Origin of the sequence: Aureimonas sp. SK2, from assembly GCF_029813115.1 — a bacterium.
Lineage (GTDB): Bacteria > Pseudomonadota > Alphaproteobacteria > Rhizobiales > Rhizobiaceae > Aureimonas.
Genome location: NZ_JAPZDS010000005.1, coordinates 66446 through 84296 on the forward strand (window position 1 = coordinate 66446; position 17851 = coordinate 84296).

Annotated in this window: 12 protein-coding genes; 7 read left to right on the forward strand and 5 right to left on the reverse strand. The window is 69.8% G+C overall.

Going from position 1 to position 17851, the window contains the following annotated elements:
- Positions 1-42: 42 nt before the first annotated feature.
- On the reverse strand, positions 43-1521 hold the full coding sequence (locus tag O5O54_RS08080) for a UdgX family uracil-DNA binding protein (RefSeq protein ID WP_279480513.1): 1479 nt from the start codon (positions 1519-1521) through the stop codon (positions 43-45).
- The gene (locus O5O54_RS08085) at positions 1521-2756 is read right to left on the reverse strand and encodes a putative DNA modification/repair radical SAM protein (protein WP_279480788.1); all 1236 of its coding nucleotides are present in this window, start codon (positions 2754-2756) and stop codon (positions 1521-1523) included. The genes O5O54_RS08080 and O5O54_RS08085 overlap by 1 nt, the downstream gene beginning before the upstream one ends.
- Before the next feature lie 226 nt (positions 2757-2982).
- Between O5O54_RS08085 and O5O54_RS08090 the strand changes: the two genes are divergently transcribed.
- From O5O54_RS08090 to O5O54_RS08100, 3 genes are all read left to right on the forward strand, one after another.
- Positions 2983-3321, forward strand: a complete 339-nt coding sequence (locus O5O54_RS08090) for a hypothetical protein (RefSeq protein ID WP_279480514.1) — start codon at positions 2983-2985, stop codon at positions 3319-3321.
- On the forward strand, positions 3318-3428 hold the full coding sequence (locus O5O54_RS08095) for a BA14K family protein (protein ID WP_279480515.1): 111 nt from the start codon (positions 3318-3320) through the stop codon (positions 3426-3428). Before O5O54_RS08090 ends, O5O54_RS08095 begins: the two co-directional genes overlap by 4 nt.
- Positions 3429-3611: 183 nt before the next feature.
- Positions 3612-4055: a BA14K family protein gene (locus tag O5O54_RS08100; RefSeq protein ID WP_279480517.1), complete on the forward strand. Its 444-nt coding sequence runs from the start codon at positions 3612-3614 to the stop codon at positions 4053-4055.
- 76 nt (positions 4056-4131) lie between these two features.
- Here O5O54_RS08100 and O5O54_RS08105 read toward each other — a convergent pair whose 3' ends face one another.
- The 3 genes from O5O54_RS08105 to O5O54_RS08115 are packed head-to-tail and all read right to left on the reverse strand — an operon-like array spanning position 4132 to position 7862.
- Positions 4132-4935, reverse strand: a complete 804-nt coding sequence (locus tag O5O54_RS08105) for a xanthine dehydrogenase family protein subunit M (protein WP_279480518.1) — start codon at positions 4933-4935, stop codon at positions 4132-4134.
- A gap of 11 nt (positions 4936-4946) precedes the next feature.
- Entirely contained in the window at positions 4947-7301 is a 2355-nt protein-coding gene (locus tag O5O54_RS08110) for a xanthine dehydrogenase family protein molybdopterin-binding subunit (RefSeq protein WP_279480520.1), read from the reverse strand.
- Positions 7302-7361: 60 nt separating this feature from the next.
- A complete protein-coding gene (locus tag O5O54_RS08115; protein ID WP_279480522.1) occupies positions 7362-7862 on the reverse strand; it encodes a (2Fe-2S)-binding protein in 501 nt (166 codons plus the stop codon).
- 471 nt (positions 7863-8333) lie between these two features.
- Between O5O54_RS08115 and O5O54_RS08120 the strand changes: the two genes are divergently transcribed.
- The 4 genes from O5O54_RS08120 to pgi all read left to right on the forward strand — a co-directional run bounded on the left by O5O54_RS08120 (position 8334) and on the right by pgi (position 17845).
- A complete protein-coding gene (locus tag O5O54_RS08120; RefSeq protein ID WP_279480524.1) occupies positions 8334-10307 on the forward strand; it encodes an autotransporter assembly complex protein TamA in 1974 nt (657 codons plus the stop codon).
- Entirely contained in the window at positions 10308-15686 is a 5379-nt protein-coding gene (locus O5O54_RS08125) for a translocation/assembly module TamB domain-containing protein (RefSeq protein ID WP_279480526.1), read from the forward strand.
- 80 nt (positions 15687-15766) lie between these two features.
- A complete protein-coding gene (locus tag O5O54_RS08130; protein ID WP_279480528.1) occupies positions 15767-15994 on the forward strand; it encodes a hypothetical protein in 228 nt (75 codons plus the stop codon).
- Between the two features lie 201 nt (positions 15995-16195).
- Positions 16196-17845 carry a glucose-6-phosphate isomerase gene (gene pgi, locus O5O54_RS08135; RefSeq protein ID WP_407061672.1) on the forward strand — a complete coding sequence of 550 codons (1650 nt, stop codon included), beginning with the start codon at positions 16196-16198 and terminating at the stop codon, positions 17843-17845.
- Positions 17846-17851: the final 6 nt, after the last annotated feature.

The window sequence follows — 17851 nt, forward strand, 5'->3', positions numbered from 1 at the left end:
CGGGGTGCAGGGGCAGCGCCCCTGCTTCCACTGCCCGCGCCCTCACCCCAGCGCGATCTCGGGCACGTAGGCCTTGGCGCGGTCCATGTCGGCGTGGAAGGCTTCGCGCTCGCGGGCCTGGGCGTCCGGGTCGGGCAGGCGCAGGATGTAGGCGGGGTGGACGGTGACAAGGAGCTTGGTGTCGCCGCCCGGTAGGTCGATGAGCCTGGAGCGGGTGTCGCGGATGGTGACGGTCTTGCCGAGCACCGAGGCGGCGGCGGTGGCGCCGAGCGCCACGATCAGCTTCGGCTTGATGAGTTCCCGCTCCTGCTCCAGCCACCAGCGGCAGACCTTGACCTCGCCCATGTTGGGCTTGGCGTGGATGCGGCGCTTGCCGCGCGGCTCGAACTTGAAGTGCTTCACGGCATTGGTGACGTAGGCCTGGCTCCGGTCGATGCCGGCGGCCGCCAGCGCCTCGTCGAAGACCTTGCCGGCGGGGCCGACGAAGGGTTCGCCAGCCAGATCCTCCTGGTCGCCCGGCTGCTCGCCGACGAAGATCACGGGCGCGTCAGCCGGCCCCTTGCCGAAGACGGTCTGGGTGGCGGGCTCCCAGAGCGGGCAGGCCTTGCAGTGCCGCGCCTGTTCGCGCGCCTCCTCGATGTCCTCGGGCGGCTTGTTGAAGCCGTTGAAGACCGGGACCGTCGATGCCGCGCGTGCCATGTCGTTGCGCTCCGCCTGTTTCTCGTGGCGGAAACTCGGAAGCGTCGGCTGGGTTTCGATCATGCGGCGCTGCGCCGCCTCCGCGCCCCGGATCAAGGGCTCGATCAGCGTGGCTTCGGGCAGGTTGTGCCAGTATTTCTTCGGCATCTCGGCCTGCATCGCCTTCACCTTCAGCCGCGCGGGGTTGAAGATCGAGGCGTAATAGGTGAGCCAAAGCGCCTCCATGTCGTCGTCGGCGGGCTTCTGGCTCGGGTCGGCGCCCGGTGCGAACACCATCTCGACGCCGTCCCAATGGACGGAGCGCTTGGGCGTCAGGATGCTCCAGATCATGCCGGGAAAGCGGCGCATGAAGAAGGGGGCGGTGAGTTCGACGACGTGATGGAAGGGCTCGAACCAGGCGATGTACTGGCGCTGGCCCTCGGCGTCCTCGATCTCGCGAAAGCGCACGAAGGCCTTCATCTTGTGGCTGTCGCGATAGACCGCCTTCTGCATCTCGACGGCGCGGCGCGTGTCCGGGTCGGAGACGATCTCCAGGAGCTTCTTCTCCTCCTGCAACCGCCAGAGGAGGCGATAGGCGAAGACGAAGCGTTCGGGGTCGGCGTGGCAGATCAGCTTGCGCGCGACGTCCGGAAAGGCTTTCGGCACGTTGAACGGCGGGGCATCGGCGGGGCGCTCAGGGATCGGTTCGGCAAAGAGCGGCACGGGGTCCTCGCCGACCGCGAAGGCCATCCCTTCCGGCGGAACGCCGAGCGCCAGCGCCGTGCGGGCCGCCTCGCGCCAGCCGTCGAAATCCGCCGGGTGGTCGAGGCGCGCCAGAAACATCAGAAGAGGCTCAACTGCTCGGCCTTGGGCGCCACCAGCCCGCGCAGGTTCTCCCGGTCGGTCAGCCCGCCCGGCGTCCAGTCCAGCGCCTGCACGAAAGGGCGGACCTTTTCCACGGAGTGACAGAGGCGGGCGACGTCGTCGAGGCGCAGCGACCGGTGGCGGCGGGTGGACAGGATGCGGTCCACCGCCTTGGTGCCGAAGCCCGGCACCCGGAGCAGCATCTCGCGGTCGGCCTTGTTGACGTCGACCGGGAACCGGTCGCGGTTCTTCAGCGCCCAGGCGAGCTTGGGGTCGATCGCAAGGTCCAGCATCCCGTCCGTGCCGCCCGAGACGATCTCGTCGCGCCCGAAGCCGTAGAAGCGCATCAGCCAGTCAGCCTGGTAGAGCCGGTGCTCGCGCATCAGCGGCGGCTTGGACACGGGCAGGCGCGAGGAGGAATCGGGGATCGGCGAGAAGGCCGAATAATAGACGCGCCGCAGCCGGTAGTTGCCGTAGAGGTTTTCCGAACGGCCGAGGATCAGGTCGTCGCTCGCCCCGTCGGCCCCGACGATCATCTGCGTGGACTGGCCGCCCGGCGCGAACTTCGCCGGCTTGGCGCGGTCCTTCGCCTCACCCTTGTGCTCGTCGATCTTGAGGCGGAGATGGCCCATCGAACGCTTGATGTCGCGCGGCTTCTTTTCGGGCGCCAGCGCTTCCAGCGCGATGTCCGTCGGCAGCTCGATGTTGATCGACAGGCGGTCGGCAAAGAGCCCGGCCTCCTCGATCAGCTTCGGCGAGGCGTCGGGAATGGTCTTGAGGTGGATGTAACCCGCGAAGTTCTCCTCCATCCGCAGCAGCCTAGCGATGCGAACCATCTCCTCCATCGTGTAGTCGGAGTTGCGGATGATGCCGGAGGAGAGGAACAGACCCTCGATGTAGTTCCGCTTGTAGAACTCCATCGTCAGCTTCACGACCTCCTCCACCGAGAAGCGGGCGCGCGCCACGTTCGAGGAGGAGCGGTTCACGCAGTAGACGCAGTCGTAGATGCAGAAATTGGTCATCAGGATCTTGAGCAGCGAGATGCACCGCCCGTCCGGCGCATAGGCGTGGCAGATCCCGGAACCTTCGGTGGAGCCGATGCCCTTCGTCTTCGTCGAGTCCCGCTTCGATGTCCCGCTGGAAGCGCAGGAGGCATCGTACTTGGCGGCGTCGGAGAGGATCGCCAGCTTCTGCATCAGGGTCGGTTTGCTCATATCAGACATATAGTGTTCCCGCTTCGTTCGGACCATGCGCAGGGCGCGCTTATCCACCGGCGGGCGATCCCGGCGCCCAAGTGCCGCACCCGTTCAGTCGGGGTTCAGGTTGCGCAGTCCACCTTACGGACCATGGATGGAACCGGACACGAGGTTGCCGGTTCCTGCGGTCCGCGTCCCGGCCGTCAGCCGCGGCGTTACTCCGCCTTTTTGGGAGAAGCCCTTCATGCGCAAGCTGTTCCAGTCCTTCATGGCTGCCGCGGTGCTGGCCACCGGCGTCGTCACCTTCTCGGCGCCGCAGGCCGAGGCCCAGAGTCTCCGCGAGCGCCAGCGCTTCGTGGAGCGCTTCTGCGCACGCAACCCCGGCGCGCGCGACTGCCGCGACTTCCGCCGCGACTATCGGCGCTGGGACGATCGCCGCTACAATCGCTGGTACCGCGAGAACTACCGTGACCGGACCGCGGCGACGCCGCCGCTGCCGCCATCTTCGGCTTCGCCGCCGGCGCGGCCGTGGGCGCAGCAGCCAATGCCAATCGCGGTCCGGTCTATCGCAGCGCACCCGTGAGCCGCGCGCAGATCGCCCGCTGTGCGGCGCGCTACCGCACCTATGACCCGGCGACCAACACCTATGTCGCCAACAGCGCCGGCGAGCGCCGCTACTGCAACCTTTGATCCAGAAGGATGACGAGACGGAAGGCGCCGGCCACCCCCCGGCGCCTTTCGGCTGTCCGGACGGCCGTCGCAGCAACCTTTGACGTTCAGCTCTCGTTCATGTGAATTCGTGCTTGATCGCCGTCGACAAGCGGGCGGGTGCCCGTTCCGAACGAACCGGCGGTGCCGGATGGGAGTGATTTCATGCGCAAGACTCTTCTTGCTCTCGTGACCTCGGCCGTGGCGCTGACCGCAGCCGTCCCGGCTGCCCAGGCGGACCCCTGGCGGCGCCACCATCGCGGCGTGGATGCCGGCGACGTGCTGCTCGGCGGCGCCGTGGGCCTGGCCGCGGGCGCGCTCCTGGGCTCTGCCCTTTCGCAGCCCCGGCAGCCCGAATACTACGCGCCGGCGCCGCGCTACTACGAGCCGCCGCCGCGCCCGGTCTATGTCGCGCCGCCCTCCTACGAGGACACGATCCCCGCCCCGCCGCGCTATCGCCAGCCGCGGCAGGCCCGCTACTACGACGACTACGGAACCTATTCGCGCAGCAGCCATGTCGAGCGCTGCCTCGCGCGCTACCGCTCCTACGACCCGCGCACCGACACCTATGTCGGCTACGACGGCTACGAGCGCCGCTGCAATCTCTGACGGGTGCACACGTCGGAAGGAAAAGGGGGCGGGTCCGATGGGCTCGCCCCCTTTTCAATGGCACCATCGGCGGGCATCAGCCCTTGGCGGAGCGCACCGCCCGCTTGGTGACGACCGGGACCAGGGCCGCGCGATAGGCCGAGGAGCCGTGGAGGTCGCCGATCATCTCGCCCTCCGAAACCGACGCGCCGTCCAGCGCCTCCGGCTCGAAGCGGGCGGACAGCGCCGCCTCGCCGTCGCTCCAGCGGAAGGCGCCGGAGGAGCCCGCCCCCGTCACCGCGACCCGCACCTGCCCGCCGCGCCGGGCGACGAAGACGCCGCACATGGCGTAGCGCGAGGCCGGGTTTCGGAACTTCTCCCAGCCGGCCGCATCCGGCGCCTCGAACGAGACGCCGGTGACGATCTCGTTCTCCTCCAGGGCGGTCTCGAAGAGGCCGAGGAAGAAGTCGTCCGCCCCGATCTCGCGCCGGTCGGTGTGGATCGTGCCGCCGAGCGCGAGCAGCGCGGCCGGATAGTCCGCCGCCGGGTCGAAATTGGCGACAACGCCGCCGATCGTGCCCATGTGGCGCACGGCCGGGTCGCCGATGAGGTTGGCGAGCTCCGTGAAGGCCGGGCAGACCGCCTCGATCTCCTCCGAAGCCGCGACCTCGGCATGGGTCACCCCGCCGCCGATCCGCACCCGCCGGCCCTCGACCGAGATGCCCTTGAGCTCGGCGATATGGCGCAGGTCGATGAGGGCAGAGGGTGCGGCGAGCCGCGCCTTCATGGTCGGGATCAGCGTCATGCCGCCCGACAGGTACTTGCCCTCGCCGCCGGTCTCGCCGATCAGCTGGGCCGCCTCGGCGAGCGACGTCGGGCGCTTGTAGTGCGTCTGGTACATGGCGTCCCTCCTCAGGCCCTGGCCGACACGGCGTTCAGCGCACGCCAGACCTTTTCCGGCGTCGCCGGCATGGTCAGGGCGTTGTTGCCGATCGCGTCGGTGATGGCGTTGATGACGGCCGGCGGCGAGCCGATCGCCCCCGCCTCGCCGCAGCCCTTGATGCCGAGCGGATTGGTGGTGCAGGGCGTCTCGGTGGTCAGCACCTGGAACATCGGCAGGTCCCAGGCGCGGGGCATGGCGTAATCGTTGTAGGAGGCCGTCACGAGCTGGCCGGAGTCGTCGTAATGGACGCCTTCCAGGAGCGCCTGCCCGATGCCTTGCGCCAGGCCGCCATGGACCTGGCCCTCGACGATCATCGGGTTGACCACGGTGCCGAAGTCGTCGGCCGCGACGAACTGGACGATCTCGGTCTTGCCGGTCTCGGGGTCCACCTCGACCTCGCAGATGTAGCAGCCGGCCGGGAAGGTGAAGTTCTGCGGGTCGTAGAACGCACCCTCCTTGAGGCCCGGCTCCATGCCGTCCGGCAGGTTGTGGCCGGTATAGGCGCCGAGCGCGACCTCGTGCCAGGCGAGCTTGCGGTCGGTGCCCGCGACCTTCACCTCGCCGCCCTCGATCACGATGTCCTCGTCGGCGGCCTCCAGGAGGTGCGCCGCGATCTTCTTGGCCTTGGCCTCCACCTTGTCGAGCGCCTTGGCGATGGCGCTCATGCCGACCGCGCCCGAGCGCGAGCCGTAGGTGCCCATGCCGAACTGGACCTTGTCGGTGTCGCCGTGAATCACCTGGACGTTGTCCACCGGCAGGCCGAGGCGCTGGGAGACGAGCTGGGCGAAGGTCGTCTCGTGGCCCTGGCCGTGGCTGTGCGAGCCGGTGAGGATCTCGATCGTGCCGACCGGGTTCACCCGCACCTCGGCCGATTCCCACAAGCCGACGCCCGCGCCGAGCGAGCCGACGGCCTTGGACGGCGCGATGCCGCAGGCTTCGATATAGCAGCTCATGCCGAGGCCCCGGAGCTTGCCCTCCGCCTTGGCCTTCTCGCGCCGGGCCTCGAAGCCCGCGACGTCGGCGGCCTTCATGCCCGCGTCGAGCGAGGCGGAGAAGTCGCCCGTGTCGTAGTTCATGATCACGGGCGTCTGGTGCGGGAAGGACGTGATGAAGTTCTTCCGCCGGAACTCGGCCGGCGACTGCCCGAGCTCGCGAGCCGCCGTCTCGACGAGGCGCTCCACCACATAGGTCGCCTCCGGCCGCCCGGCGCCGCGATAGGCGTCCACCGGCACCGTGTTGGTGTAGACCGCCTTCACGTTGGCGTAGATGGCGGGGATATCGTACTGGCCGGACAGGAGCGTCGCGTAAAGGTAGGTCGGCGTCGCCGAGGAGAAGAGCGACATGTAGGCGCCGAGGTTGGCGATCGTGTCGACCCGGAGCGCGATGATCTTGCCGTTCTCGTCGGTCGCGAGTTCCGCCTTGGTCTGATGGTCGCGCCCGTGCGCGTCCGTGAGGAAGGCCTCCGAGCGGTCCGAGGTCCACTTCACGGGAACGCCCGTGCGCTTGGAGGCCCAGAGGCAGACGATCTCCTCCGGGTAGATGTAGATCTTGGAGCCGAAGCCGCCGCCGACATCGGGCGCGATGACGCGCAGCTTGTGCTCGGGCGCGACGTTGTAGAAGGCGCTCATGACGAGGCGGGCGACATGCGGGTTCTGCGAGGTCGTCCAGACCGTGTAGTGGTCGTCGGCCGGATCGTAGACGCCCAGCGCCGCGCGCGGCTCCATCGCGTTGGGCACGAGGCGGTTGTTGACGATGTCGAGGCGCGTCACATGCGCGGCTCGGGCAAAGGCGGCCTCCGTCGCGGCCTTGTCGCCGAGTTCCCAGTCGAAGCAGAGATTGCCTTCCGCCTCCGGGTGGAGCTGCGGCGCCCCCGCTTCGAGCGCCTTGGCGCCGTCCACCACGGCGTCGAGCAGCTCGTAGTCGACCTCGACGGCTTCCGCGGCGTCGCGCGCCTGCAGACGGGTCTCGGCCACCACGACGGCGACGGCCTGCCCCACGTGCCGGACCGTGCCGACGGCGAGCGCCGGCCAGGCGCCCATCTTCATGCCTGTGCCGTCCTTGGAGGTGACGGCCCAGCCGCAGATGAGATTGCCGATGCCGTCGCCCGTGAGCTGCTCGCCGTCGAGCACGTCGATGACGCCCGGCATCTCGCGCGCGGCCGAGGCGTCGATGCCCCGGATCCTCGCATGCGCGTGCGGCGAGCGGACGAAGGCGGCGAACTTCATGCCGGGGACGACCATGTCGTCCGTGTAGCGGCCGCGACCGGTGATGAAGCGGCGGTCTTCCTTGCGCAGGACGCGCGCGCCGATGCCCTCGACACCCATGTGATCCTCCCGAGATCGAAACTGGTTGGACCGGCGCGCTCCCGACGCGCCGGGACGGCCTTACTCGGCAGCCAGGCGCTGCGGCTCGGCGGAGGCGCCCATCGCTTCCGCAGCCGCCAGGATCGCCTTGACGATGTTGTGGTAGCCGGTGCAGCGGCAGATATTGCCGTCGAGCTCGTCGCGCACCGTCTTCTCGTCGAGCGAAGTGCCGTGGCGGCGGATCATGTCGGTCGCCGTCATGATCATGCCCGGCGTGCAGTAGCCGCACTGGAGCCCGTGATGCTCGCGAAAGGCCGCCTGCACGGGATGCAGATCCTCGGCCCCGGCGATGCCTTCGATCGTGGTGACCTCGGAGCCCGAGGCCTGCACGGCCGGGATCGAGCAGGACTTCACCGCCCGCCCGTCCACATGCACCACGCAGGCGCCGCACTGCGACGTGTCGCACCCGACATGGGTTCCGGTGAGGCCGAGGTCCTCGCGCAGGAACTGGACGAGCAGCGTCCGGTCCTCGACCGCGCCCGTCTTCCTGCGTCCGTTCACCACCATGGAGACTTCGGTCATACGCGTCCTCCCGAGACGACCCTGCCCACGCGCCCATCGAGGCGCCGCCCGCCGCGCAGCTTGGTGAGGCGCTCCCGGCGCCGCCGCGTTCTCGTGTCGGACGAGACGAGACTGCAACGGCGGACAGCCGGGCCGCAAGCGAATTCTGGAACGGTTCCAGGCCCGGAGCTCCACACCGTCGGAAGGCCGATCCCATCGTGCGCGACGCATGGTCGCGGGACTCGCCTCGGACAACCGGGGCGCCGGGAAAACAACTGTGGCCCAACTCCCACAAAACCTCGTGCGAATCTTGCGCGGGGCTCACCAAGCGGTTGTTATTTGGGCCCGGTCCGGCATTTTGAACCCTTGTCGCTCGGGGACGGCGGGCACGGGTTCATCACGGGGGAACGGGCTGCCGATCGGGCCGCCGGCCGCGGAACCGCCATCGTCTTCGAACCCGAAAAGACCGCTTGAGGCGAGAGAGCATCCGCGTTGATTTCTGGATTGAAGCGCCTCGCCCGCCCGATGGCGGTCACCGCCCCGCTGGCCCTCGCCTTCGCGCTGACGCTCGGCGCGCCGTCCGCCCGCGCGCTCGATCTCGGCTTCCTCGACCCGTTCAACCTGTTCGGCCCCTCCGAGGCGGAAGAGGCCGCCGCCGAACTGCCCGATCCCGTCCGCTACGAGGTGACGATCAACGTCTCGCCCGACGAGGACGATCTGCAGGATGCGATGGAGGCCGCCTCCTCGCTCAAGGCCGACGAGGACGAGCCCGTCTCCGGCTCGCTCGGCCTCCTCGCCAAGGCGAAGAACGACCGACGCCGTCTCGTCGGCGCGCTCTACGAGAATTCCCGCTACGACGGCCTGGTGACGATCCGCATCGAGGGCCGGGACATCGCGACCCTCGAGCCCGACGCCACCTTCGACACCTCGCGCCCCGTTCCGGTGACGATCGACGTCACGCCGGGTCCCCTGTTCCAGATCGGCACCGTGCGCATCGACGCCAACGGCGTGCCCATCGATCCCGCGCGCTACGAGCTGACGCCCGGCTCCTCGGCCGATTCGGTGCGCATCCTCCAGATCGAGAACCGCATCGTCCAGGACCTTCGCAACGAGGGCCGCCCCTTCGTGGCCGTGACGAAGCGCGACGTCGTGGCGGATTCGGCCACCGACCGGATCGACATCGCCATCACCCTGTCGCCCGGCGAGACCATCCCCTTCGGCCAGACCTTCGTCACCGGCAACGAGCGGATGAACCCCGGCTTCATCGCCTTCATGACCGGCATCCGGCCGGGCGAGACCTATTCGCCGGAGGCGCTCGAAAAGGCCCGCGAGCGCCTGCGCAAGCTCAACGTCTTCTCCACTGCGACGATCCGCGAGGCGGACGCCCAGGCGCCCGACGGCACGCTGCCGATCCAGGTGACGGTGGCCGAGCGCCCCCGCCGCGTCTTCGGCGCGGGCGCTACCTTCTCCAACACGGAAGGCGCGGGCGCCAACGCCTACTGGGAGCATCGCAACCTGTTCGGCCGGGCCGAATCCCTGCGCATCGAGGGTTCGGTCTCGCGCATCGGCGCCAACACGCTGTCGGACACGGGCCGCGAGACGGACGGGTTCGACTACAAGGCCTCCGCCGTGTTCCGGAAGCCCGGCGTGCTCGGCCCGGACTCGGTCTATATCGGCTCGATCACGGGCCTTCGCGAACAGCCGCTCGCCTACGACCGGGAATCGATCGCCGTCAGCAACGGCGTCGAGTACCGGATCGACAGCCGCCAGACCGTCGCCGTCAGCCTGCTCGCCGAATACGAGACGATCGGCACCTATCTCGGCGAGGACGAGTTCCTTCTCGCCTCCCTGCCCGTGACCTACACCTATGACGGGCGCGACAACGAGCTGAACCCGACGGAAGGCTTCCTCGCCAGGCTCTATGCCGAGCCGACCTACGAGTTCGAGGACGGCACACCCTTCATCAAGGCGCGCGGCGACGTGTCGGCCTACCTGTCGCTCGACGAACGGGATCGCTTCATCATCGCCGGCCGCGTCGGCTACGGCGTGATCGCAGGGGCGGACCTTCAGGACGTGCCGACCGACCGCCGTTTCTTCGCGGGCGGCGGCGGCTCGGTGCGCGGCTACGTGTTCCAGTCGATCGGCCCCTATTATCCGCCGATCGCCTTTCCCGGCACGGACCCGGACTTCGTCAACACGCCGACCGGCGGCCTGTCGGTGTTCGAGGCCTCGGCCGAGCTGCGCTTCAACGTCACCGACAAGATCCAGATCGTGCCCTTCGTGGATGCCGGGACGGTCGGCGACGACTTCGCGCCCGATTTCGGAAACCTGAAGATCGGCGCGGGCGTCGGCGCTCGCTACCTCACGGGCTTCGGCCCGATCCGCGTCGATGTCGGCATCCCGCTGGATCCCGGCCCGCGCGACGGATCCTTCCAGATCTATGCCGGCATCGGACAGGCCTTCTGAATGATCGCGATGCGCCTCCTTTCCGCCCTCCTCCTCAAGCTGCGCCTCGCGGCCCTGGTGGCGGCCACGCTCCTGGCCGCCCAGCCGGCGCATGCCCAGTTCCTGGCCGGGCAGCTCGAGAGCCTCCTGTCGACGGAGGACCGGCAGGTCAAGATTCAGGGTCTCAGCGGAGCCTTCAGCGGCGAGGTGCGGATCGAGGAGGTGACCGTCTCCGACCGCGACGGCGTCTGGCTGACCTTGCGCGATCTCGCGCTCGACTGGTCGCCGCTCGCCCTGGTGCGCAAGACGGTCGAGGTCGAGAACCTCACCGCCGGGCAGATCGTCATGGACCGCCTGCCGCGCGCGGCCCCGCCGACGACGGAAGAGAGCACCGAGCCCTTCTCCCTCCCGTCCATCACCGCGCGGATCAACCGCATCTCCATCGCCGAGTTCGTGCTCGGCGAGGCCGTCGCGGGCATTCCCGCGCGCCTGGCGGCCGACGCCACGCTCAACCTCCAGCCCGACCCGACCCAACTCGACGCCGCCGCCACGATCCGCCGCCTCGACCAGGGCGGCGACATCGCGCTGAAAGTGGGTTTCCAGCCCTCGGCCAACCGCCTGGAGATCGCGATCAATGCCAGCGAGCCGGCGGGCGGCATCGTGGCGGGTCTTCTCAAGCTGCCGGGCACGCCGCCCGTGCGCCTTTCGGTCAACGGCACGGGTCCGTTCGACGACTTCGCCGCCGACGGCACGCTCGATCTCGGCTCCGAGCGCGCCGCGACGCTCCGCGCCACCGTGCAGAACGGGGCCGAGGGCCGGCGCATCGGCGTCGATCTCACTGCCCTGTCCGCTCCCTTCGTGCCCCTCGCCTATCAGGGCGTCGTCGGCGAGAACCTAGCGCTTGCCGCCAATGTCCTGCTGCGGCCCGACGGCGTGATCGGCATCGACGCCGGCCGCCTCCAGTCCGGCCCGCTCGACCTTTCGGCCACCGGCACCTTCGATCGGACGGGGGCGGGCAACGACTTGACGGTCGCGTTGCGCACGGACGCCGCCAACCCCGTGCCGCTCGCCTTCGGATCGCAGGGCGCGCGCACGGCCCTCGAAATCTCGTCGATCGACGCCAGCCTGCAGGGCAGCCTGTCCGCCGCAGCGCTCCGGATCGCGGCCGCGGCCCGGACCGCCGGCTTCGAGGACTACGTCGCCAACGCGGTGACGCTGAACGCGTCGAGCACCGGCTTCGACCTCAACAATCTCGTCGGCCCCGTCGTGGTCGACCTCGACGCGCAGTCCGCTTCCGTGCCGGACGGCATCGCGACGCGGGTCCTCGAAGGCCCGATCGCGCTCGACGCCGACGGCGCGCTGACGGCCGAGGGTCTTGCCTTCAACACGGCGCGGCTGACGACGGGCGCGGCCAACCTCGCCCTTTCGGGCAGCGCGGCGCTGAACTTCTCCACCTTCCAGCTCCGCATCGACAGCGACTTCGAGACGGCCGCCCTGTCGGCCGACGCGGTTCCCTATGTCGGCGAGCGCGTCGCGATCGCGGGAGACGTGCGCCGCGCTGCGGACGGCTCGTTCGGAGTCGACAACCTGCGCGTCGACGGCGACGCGCTGGACCTGTCGGGCTCGGCGAGCCTCACCGGCGAGGAGATCGCGGCCGCCATCACCGGCCAGCTCAACCAGGCCGCGATCGCCGACTCCGCCCTGAACGGCCAAGCGCAGTTCGACCTCCGCGCATCGGGCACGACGAGCGCGCCCGCGATCGACCTCACGGCAACAGCCTCCAACCTCGAAGTCGTCGGCCGCCAGCTCACCGACCTCCAGGCCCGCATCCAGGGCACCTTTGCGCCGCAAGCTCCGAGCGGCACGGTGGCGCTGAACGGCACGTTCGACGGTGCGCCGCTGGCGCTCTCGGCGGACCTCGCGACCGAAGGCGACGTCCGGCGCCTGAACAACCTTCTCCTGCGCCAGGGCGAGAACCGGATCGAGGGCGCCGTGGCGCTGGACGGCGAGAACCGCGCGACGGGCGCGCTGAACCTCGCCATCGCCGACGCGACGACGCTCCTCTCGCTCGCCGGCCAGGACGGCTCGGGCGACCTCTCGGGCACGATCGGGCTGGCCGTGGGCAACGGCGGCACGCCAGTCGCCGATCTCGACCTCACCAGCAACGCGCTGACCCTCACGCGCGATGGCAGCGAGACGGCGCTTCGCGGCGCCCGCATCCAGTTGCGCGCGACCGACTACCTGGCCGCGCCCCGCGCCGCCGGCACAGTGGCCGCCGCCTCCTTCGCCAGCGGCGGCCTCACCGTCGAGCGGCTGGACGCTACGCTGGAGGAGATCAACGACGCCACGGCGCTGAACGCCTCGGCTCGAATCAACGACGTGCCGACCGAGCTGTCCGGCGACCTCGCCTTCACGCAGGCCGGCACGGTGATCGAGCTGCGCCGGCTGGACGCCGCGATTCCGGATGCGCCCCTTTCGCTGGCCGCTCCCGCCACCGTCACGCTCGGAAGCCTGCGCACGACCCTGAGCGAAATTCGCCTCAACGCTGGGCCGGGCTCGCTCACCCTGTCGGGCTCGGCGGGCGACCAACTCGACCTCGATCTGGCGCTCGACCGCTTTCCGCTCGCCATCGCGAACCCCTTCGTCGCCGGCCTCGATGCGTCGGGCAGTGCCAGCGGAACCGTGGCGGTCGGCGGTCTCGCCGCCGCGCCAGACCTCGACTTCGATCTCAGCGCCGACGCCATCGCGACATCGCAGACACGCGCCGCCAATCTCGACGCGATCGACGCCACGCTCGCCGGCCAGTATCGCGACGGAACGGCGACGTTGAGCGCCGCCCGCGTCGATCTCGGAACCGGCTCGGTGGAGGCCACCGGCACGGTCGGCCGGTCGCTCGATCTGGACCTCAACATCACCGATCTGCCCGTCGCGCTCGCCAACGGGTTCGTGGACGGTCTCGGCGCCGAGGGTACGATCAACGGCACGGCCCAGGCCACGGGATCGCTGGAAAACCCGGCCGTGACCTTCGACCTCGCCGGGCGCGGCATCACCGCGACGGAGATCCGCCGAGCGGGCGTCGAGCCGGTCTCGCTCGATCTCGCCGGCCTCTACCGCGGCGGCACGGCGCAGCTCGACCGTGCGCTCCTCACCGCCGGCACGGGCCGGATCGAGGCGACGGGATCGGTCGGCCGCGCGCTGGACCTCCAGCTCCAGGTGGTCGACCTTCCGCTGGCGCTCGCCAACGGCCTCCGGCCAGGCCTCGACGCACGCGGCGTGCTCAACGGGCGCGCGACGGCGACCGGCTCCATCGCCGATCCCCAAGCGACCTTCGAGCTGGCCGGCAACAATCTCTCTGCCGCGCCCTTGCGCCAGGCCGGCGTCGAGACCGTGACGCTGGATGTCGCCGGAGCCTATGAGCAAGGCACCGCCCGCTTCGACAGGGCGCGCGTGGACACCGGCACGGGCTCGCTGGAGCTGACCGGCACCGCCGGGCGCGCCCTCGACCTCCGCCTCGTCCTCGACCGCCTTCCCGTGGCGCTGGCCAATGCCGTCCAGCCGAGCCTCGACGCGCGCGGCACCCTGTCCGGCAACCTCGCCGCAACGGGGACGCTCCAGGCGCCGAACGCGACGTTCGACCTCCAGGCCACCGACGTCTCGGTGGCGCAGACGCGCGCCGCCGGCGCGCCCGCGATCGACGCCACCGCCGCCGGCACCTTCGCGAACGGCAGCGTCCAGCTCCAGACGGCGCGCGTCGAACTCGGCACCGGTTCGGTGACGGCGAACGGTACGGTCGGCCAGCGGCTCGACCTCAACGTCACCTTCGACAACGTTCCGGCTTCGCTGGCGGCCGCAGCGGCCAGCGGCATCGACCCGCAGGGCACCCTGAACGGCACGGCGCGCGCCACGGGCACCCTCTCCGCCCCGCGCGCGGACTACGACCTGCGCCTCTCCGGCTTCTCCGTCACGCAGACGCGCGAGGCCGGCGTCGGTCCGCTCGACATCGCCGCGCGCGGCGCCTTCGCCGACAACCGCGTGAGCGTGGACAGCTCGCTGTCGGGTTCTGGCCTCGCCTTCACCGCAAACGGTTCGGTCGGCGTCTCCGGCACGCCGACCTTTGACCTCGCACTGAACGGCACGGCACCGCTGTCGCTCGCCAACCGCATCCTCGCCGAAGGCGGGCGCTCGGTGCAGGGAACCGTCGCGGTCGATGCGCGGGTCCAGGGCTCGGCCGCAGCGCCCAACGTGACCGGCACGATCTCGACGCAGGGCGCGTCCTTCGTCGATACGGGCGCCAACCTCGCGCTCAACAACATCAACGCCCAGGTCGCCTTGAACGGCCAGACGGCGACGCTGACCAGCGTCACCGCCCAGCTTGGCGCCGGCGGGACGGTGAGCGTCGCCGGCACGATCGGCCTGACCCCCGGCTTCCCGGCCGATCTGCGCATCCAGGTGGCGGACGGTCGCTATGCCGACGGCGAACTCGTCACCGTGCGCCTCGACGCGGGGCTGACCCTCACCGGTCCCCTGACGGGCGACGCCCTTCTCGCCGGCACGGTCGACGCCCGCGAGATCGCGATCCTCGTTCCCGACAATCTGCCGAGTTCGGTCGCGCAGATCGACCTCAAGCGCCGCAACACCCCGCCGGCCGTCCTCCAGCAGATCCGCGAGATCGACCCGCAGGGGTCGGGCGGCGAAGGGGGAGCAAGCGGCGGCATCCGCCTCGACTTGACGCTGAACGCGCCGAACCGGGTCTTCGTGCGCGGCCGCGGGCTGGACCTCGAACTCGGCGGCACGATCCGGATCACCGGGCCGGTCTCCAATCTCGGGATCGCCGGCGCCTTCGAGCTGCAGCGCGGGCGCTTCCAGCTCCTGTCGCGCCGGCTCGACTTCCAGCGCGCGACCCTCACCTTCGACGGCAACCTCGTGCCGACGCTGGACCTTCTGGCCGCGTCCGACACGGGCGAGGTGACGGTCTATATCGCGATCACCGGCCCCGCCAACGATCCCGCCTTCAACTTCACCTCCTCCCCTGCCCTGCCGCAGGACGAGGTGCTGGCGCGCCTGATCTTCGGGCAGGGCACGAGCGACCTGTCGCCGCTCCAGATCGCGCAGCTCGCCTCGGCCGCCGCGCAGCTGTCCGGCGTCGGCGGCGGCTCGACGGGCCTCCTCGAGAACCTGCGCTCGCAGCTCGGCGTCGACGACATCGACATTCGGACCACGGCGGACGGACAGGCGGCGGTCGGCGTCGGGCGCTATCTCAACGAGAACACCTATGTCGGCGTCGATTCCACCGGCCGCGTGTCGATCGACCTCGAGCTCGGGGCCGACATCAAGGCGCGCGCCGCGGTGACGGCCAATGGCGGCGGCGAGGTCGGCGTGTTCTACGAAAAGGAATATTGAGGGGCGCAACCGGGCGCGCCGTTCGGACGTTCTGCCAGGCATCCTCCCGTCGCGAGGATGGCTTGTCAGGAGTTCCGACCATGAGCACCGAGTCCCTCAAGCACGCCAAGTTCGACCGCGATGACGGCACGTCGTTCGATTCGCCGATGGCCGTGGTCGAGGACGGCTTCCTCGACGCGCACGAGAAGCGCTCGATCCTCGGCGAATGGAAGCGGCGCGTGGACGCGGAGAACCGGGCCGACGGCATCGACCCGATGTCGCAGACGCTGGATCACGCGATCGAGAAGCTGGCAGGCCTCAGGACCTGAGGTTCTCCACCCGGTCGTCCAGCTTCGCACCGGCACCGTTCCGTAATCCTCTGCGACTGAGAAGGTCACCCTCCGGCCGAGAGCCGGAACGGTCAGGCGGGAGCGTTTCGGGAAAGTGTTGGGCACTGCGGTAAATCGCACTATCCTTCGGCACCCCTGCGCGAGTCTGCCGGCTCGCCGACGAAGCCATGGATCCGCTGCGTGACCGACCCGACCTCGAAGAACATCTCTCTCGACCAGATCAAGGCACGGGGCGAGGCGGCGGCGCAGACGGGCATCAAGGCCCTGTTCGCCGCTGATCCCGATCGCTTCGGGCGCTTCTCCTTCCGGCACGACGATCTCCTTCTCGACGTGTCGAAGTGCGCCCTGTCGGGTGACGACCTCGCCGCTCTCCATGCCTATGCCCGCCAGGTCGGCGTTCTGGAGCGGCGCGACGCGATGTATGCGGGCGCACGCATCAACACGACGGAGAACCGCGCCGTTCTCCACGTCGCCCTGCGCGCCCGGCCCGACGACGGGTTCGCCGTCGAGGGCCAGGCGGTTGGTGGGGATGTCGAGGGCGTTCTGGAGGCCATGTCGCGCTTTGCGGAAGGCATCCGCGGTGGCACGATCAAGGGCGCGACGGGCAAGGCGATCACCGATATCGTCAATATCGGCATCGGCGGCTCGGACCTCGGCCCCGTGATGGCAGCCATCGCGCTCGGCCCCTACCATGACGGGCCGCGCGCGCATTTCGTGTCCAACATCGACGGCGCCCACATGGCGGACACGCTGAAGGGCCTCGATGCCGAGACGACGCTCTTCATCGTCGCCTCCAAGACCTTCACCACGATCGAGACCATGACCAACGCGCAGACCGCGCGGGCCTGGGTCGCGAGCCGTCTCGGCGAAGCGGCGGTCGGCGCCCACTTCTGTGCCGTCTCGACCGCGCTCGACAAGGTCGGCGCCTTCGGCATCGGCGAGGATCGCACCTTCGGGTTCTGGGACTGGGTCGGCGGGCGCTACTCCGTCTGGTCGGCGATCGGCCTGCCCCTCATGATCGCGATCGGGCCGGAGCGCTTCCGCGAGTTCCTGGCCGGCGCGCGCGACATGGACCGGCATTTCAAGGACGCTCCGGCCGAAGAGAATCTGCCGCTGATCCTCGGCCTCGTCGGCTGGTGGCACCGCGTGCCGCAGAAGCACCGCACGCGCGCCGTGATCCCCTACGACCAGCGCCTCGCGCGCCTGCCGGCCTATCTCCAGCAGCTGGACATGGAATCCAACGGCAAGCATGTCGGCCTCGACGGGCGGCGGGTGGAAACCGCGACGGGTCCGGTCGTCTGGGGCGAGCCCGGCACCAACGGCCAGCACGCGTTCTTCCAGCTTCTCCACCAGGGCACCGACATCATCCCGGTCGAGTTCATCGTCGGCGCCATGTCGCACGAGACGAGCCCGGACATGCGCGTCCACCAGGACCTGCTTCTGGCCAACTGCCTCGCCCAGTCGGAAGCCCTGATGAAGGGCCGCACGCTGGAGGAGGCCAGGCAACAGCTTCTCGACGCCGGCCGCCCGGCTGACGAGGCCGAGCGCATCGCCCCGCACCGCGAGTTCTCCGGCGACCGGCCGTCGATCACCATCCTCTACAAGCAACTCACCCCTTTCGCCTTCGGCCGGCTCGTCGCGCTCTACGAGCACCGCGTCTTCGTCGAGGCGCAGCTTTTCGGAATCAATGCCTTCGACCAATGGGGCGTCGAACTCGGCAAGGAGCTGGCCACCGGCCTCCTGCCCGTGGTTCGCGGCGAAGCCTCCACGCAAGGCCGAGATTCCTCCACCGCGGGCCTCGTGTCCGCCATCGCATCCCTGAGGACCTGAGACCCG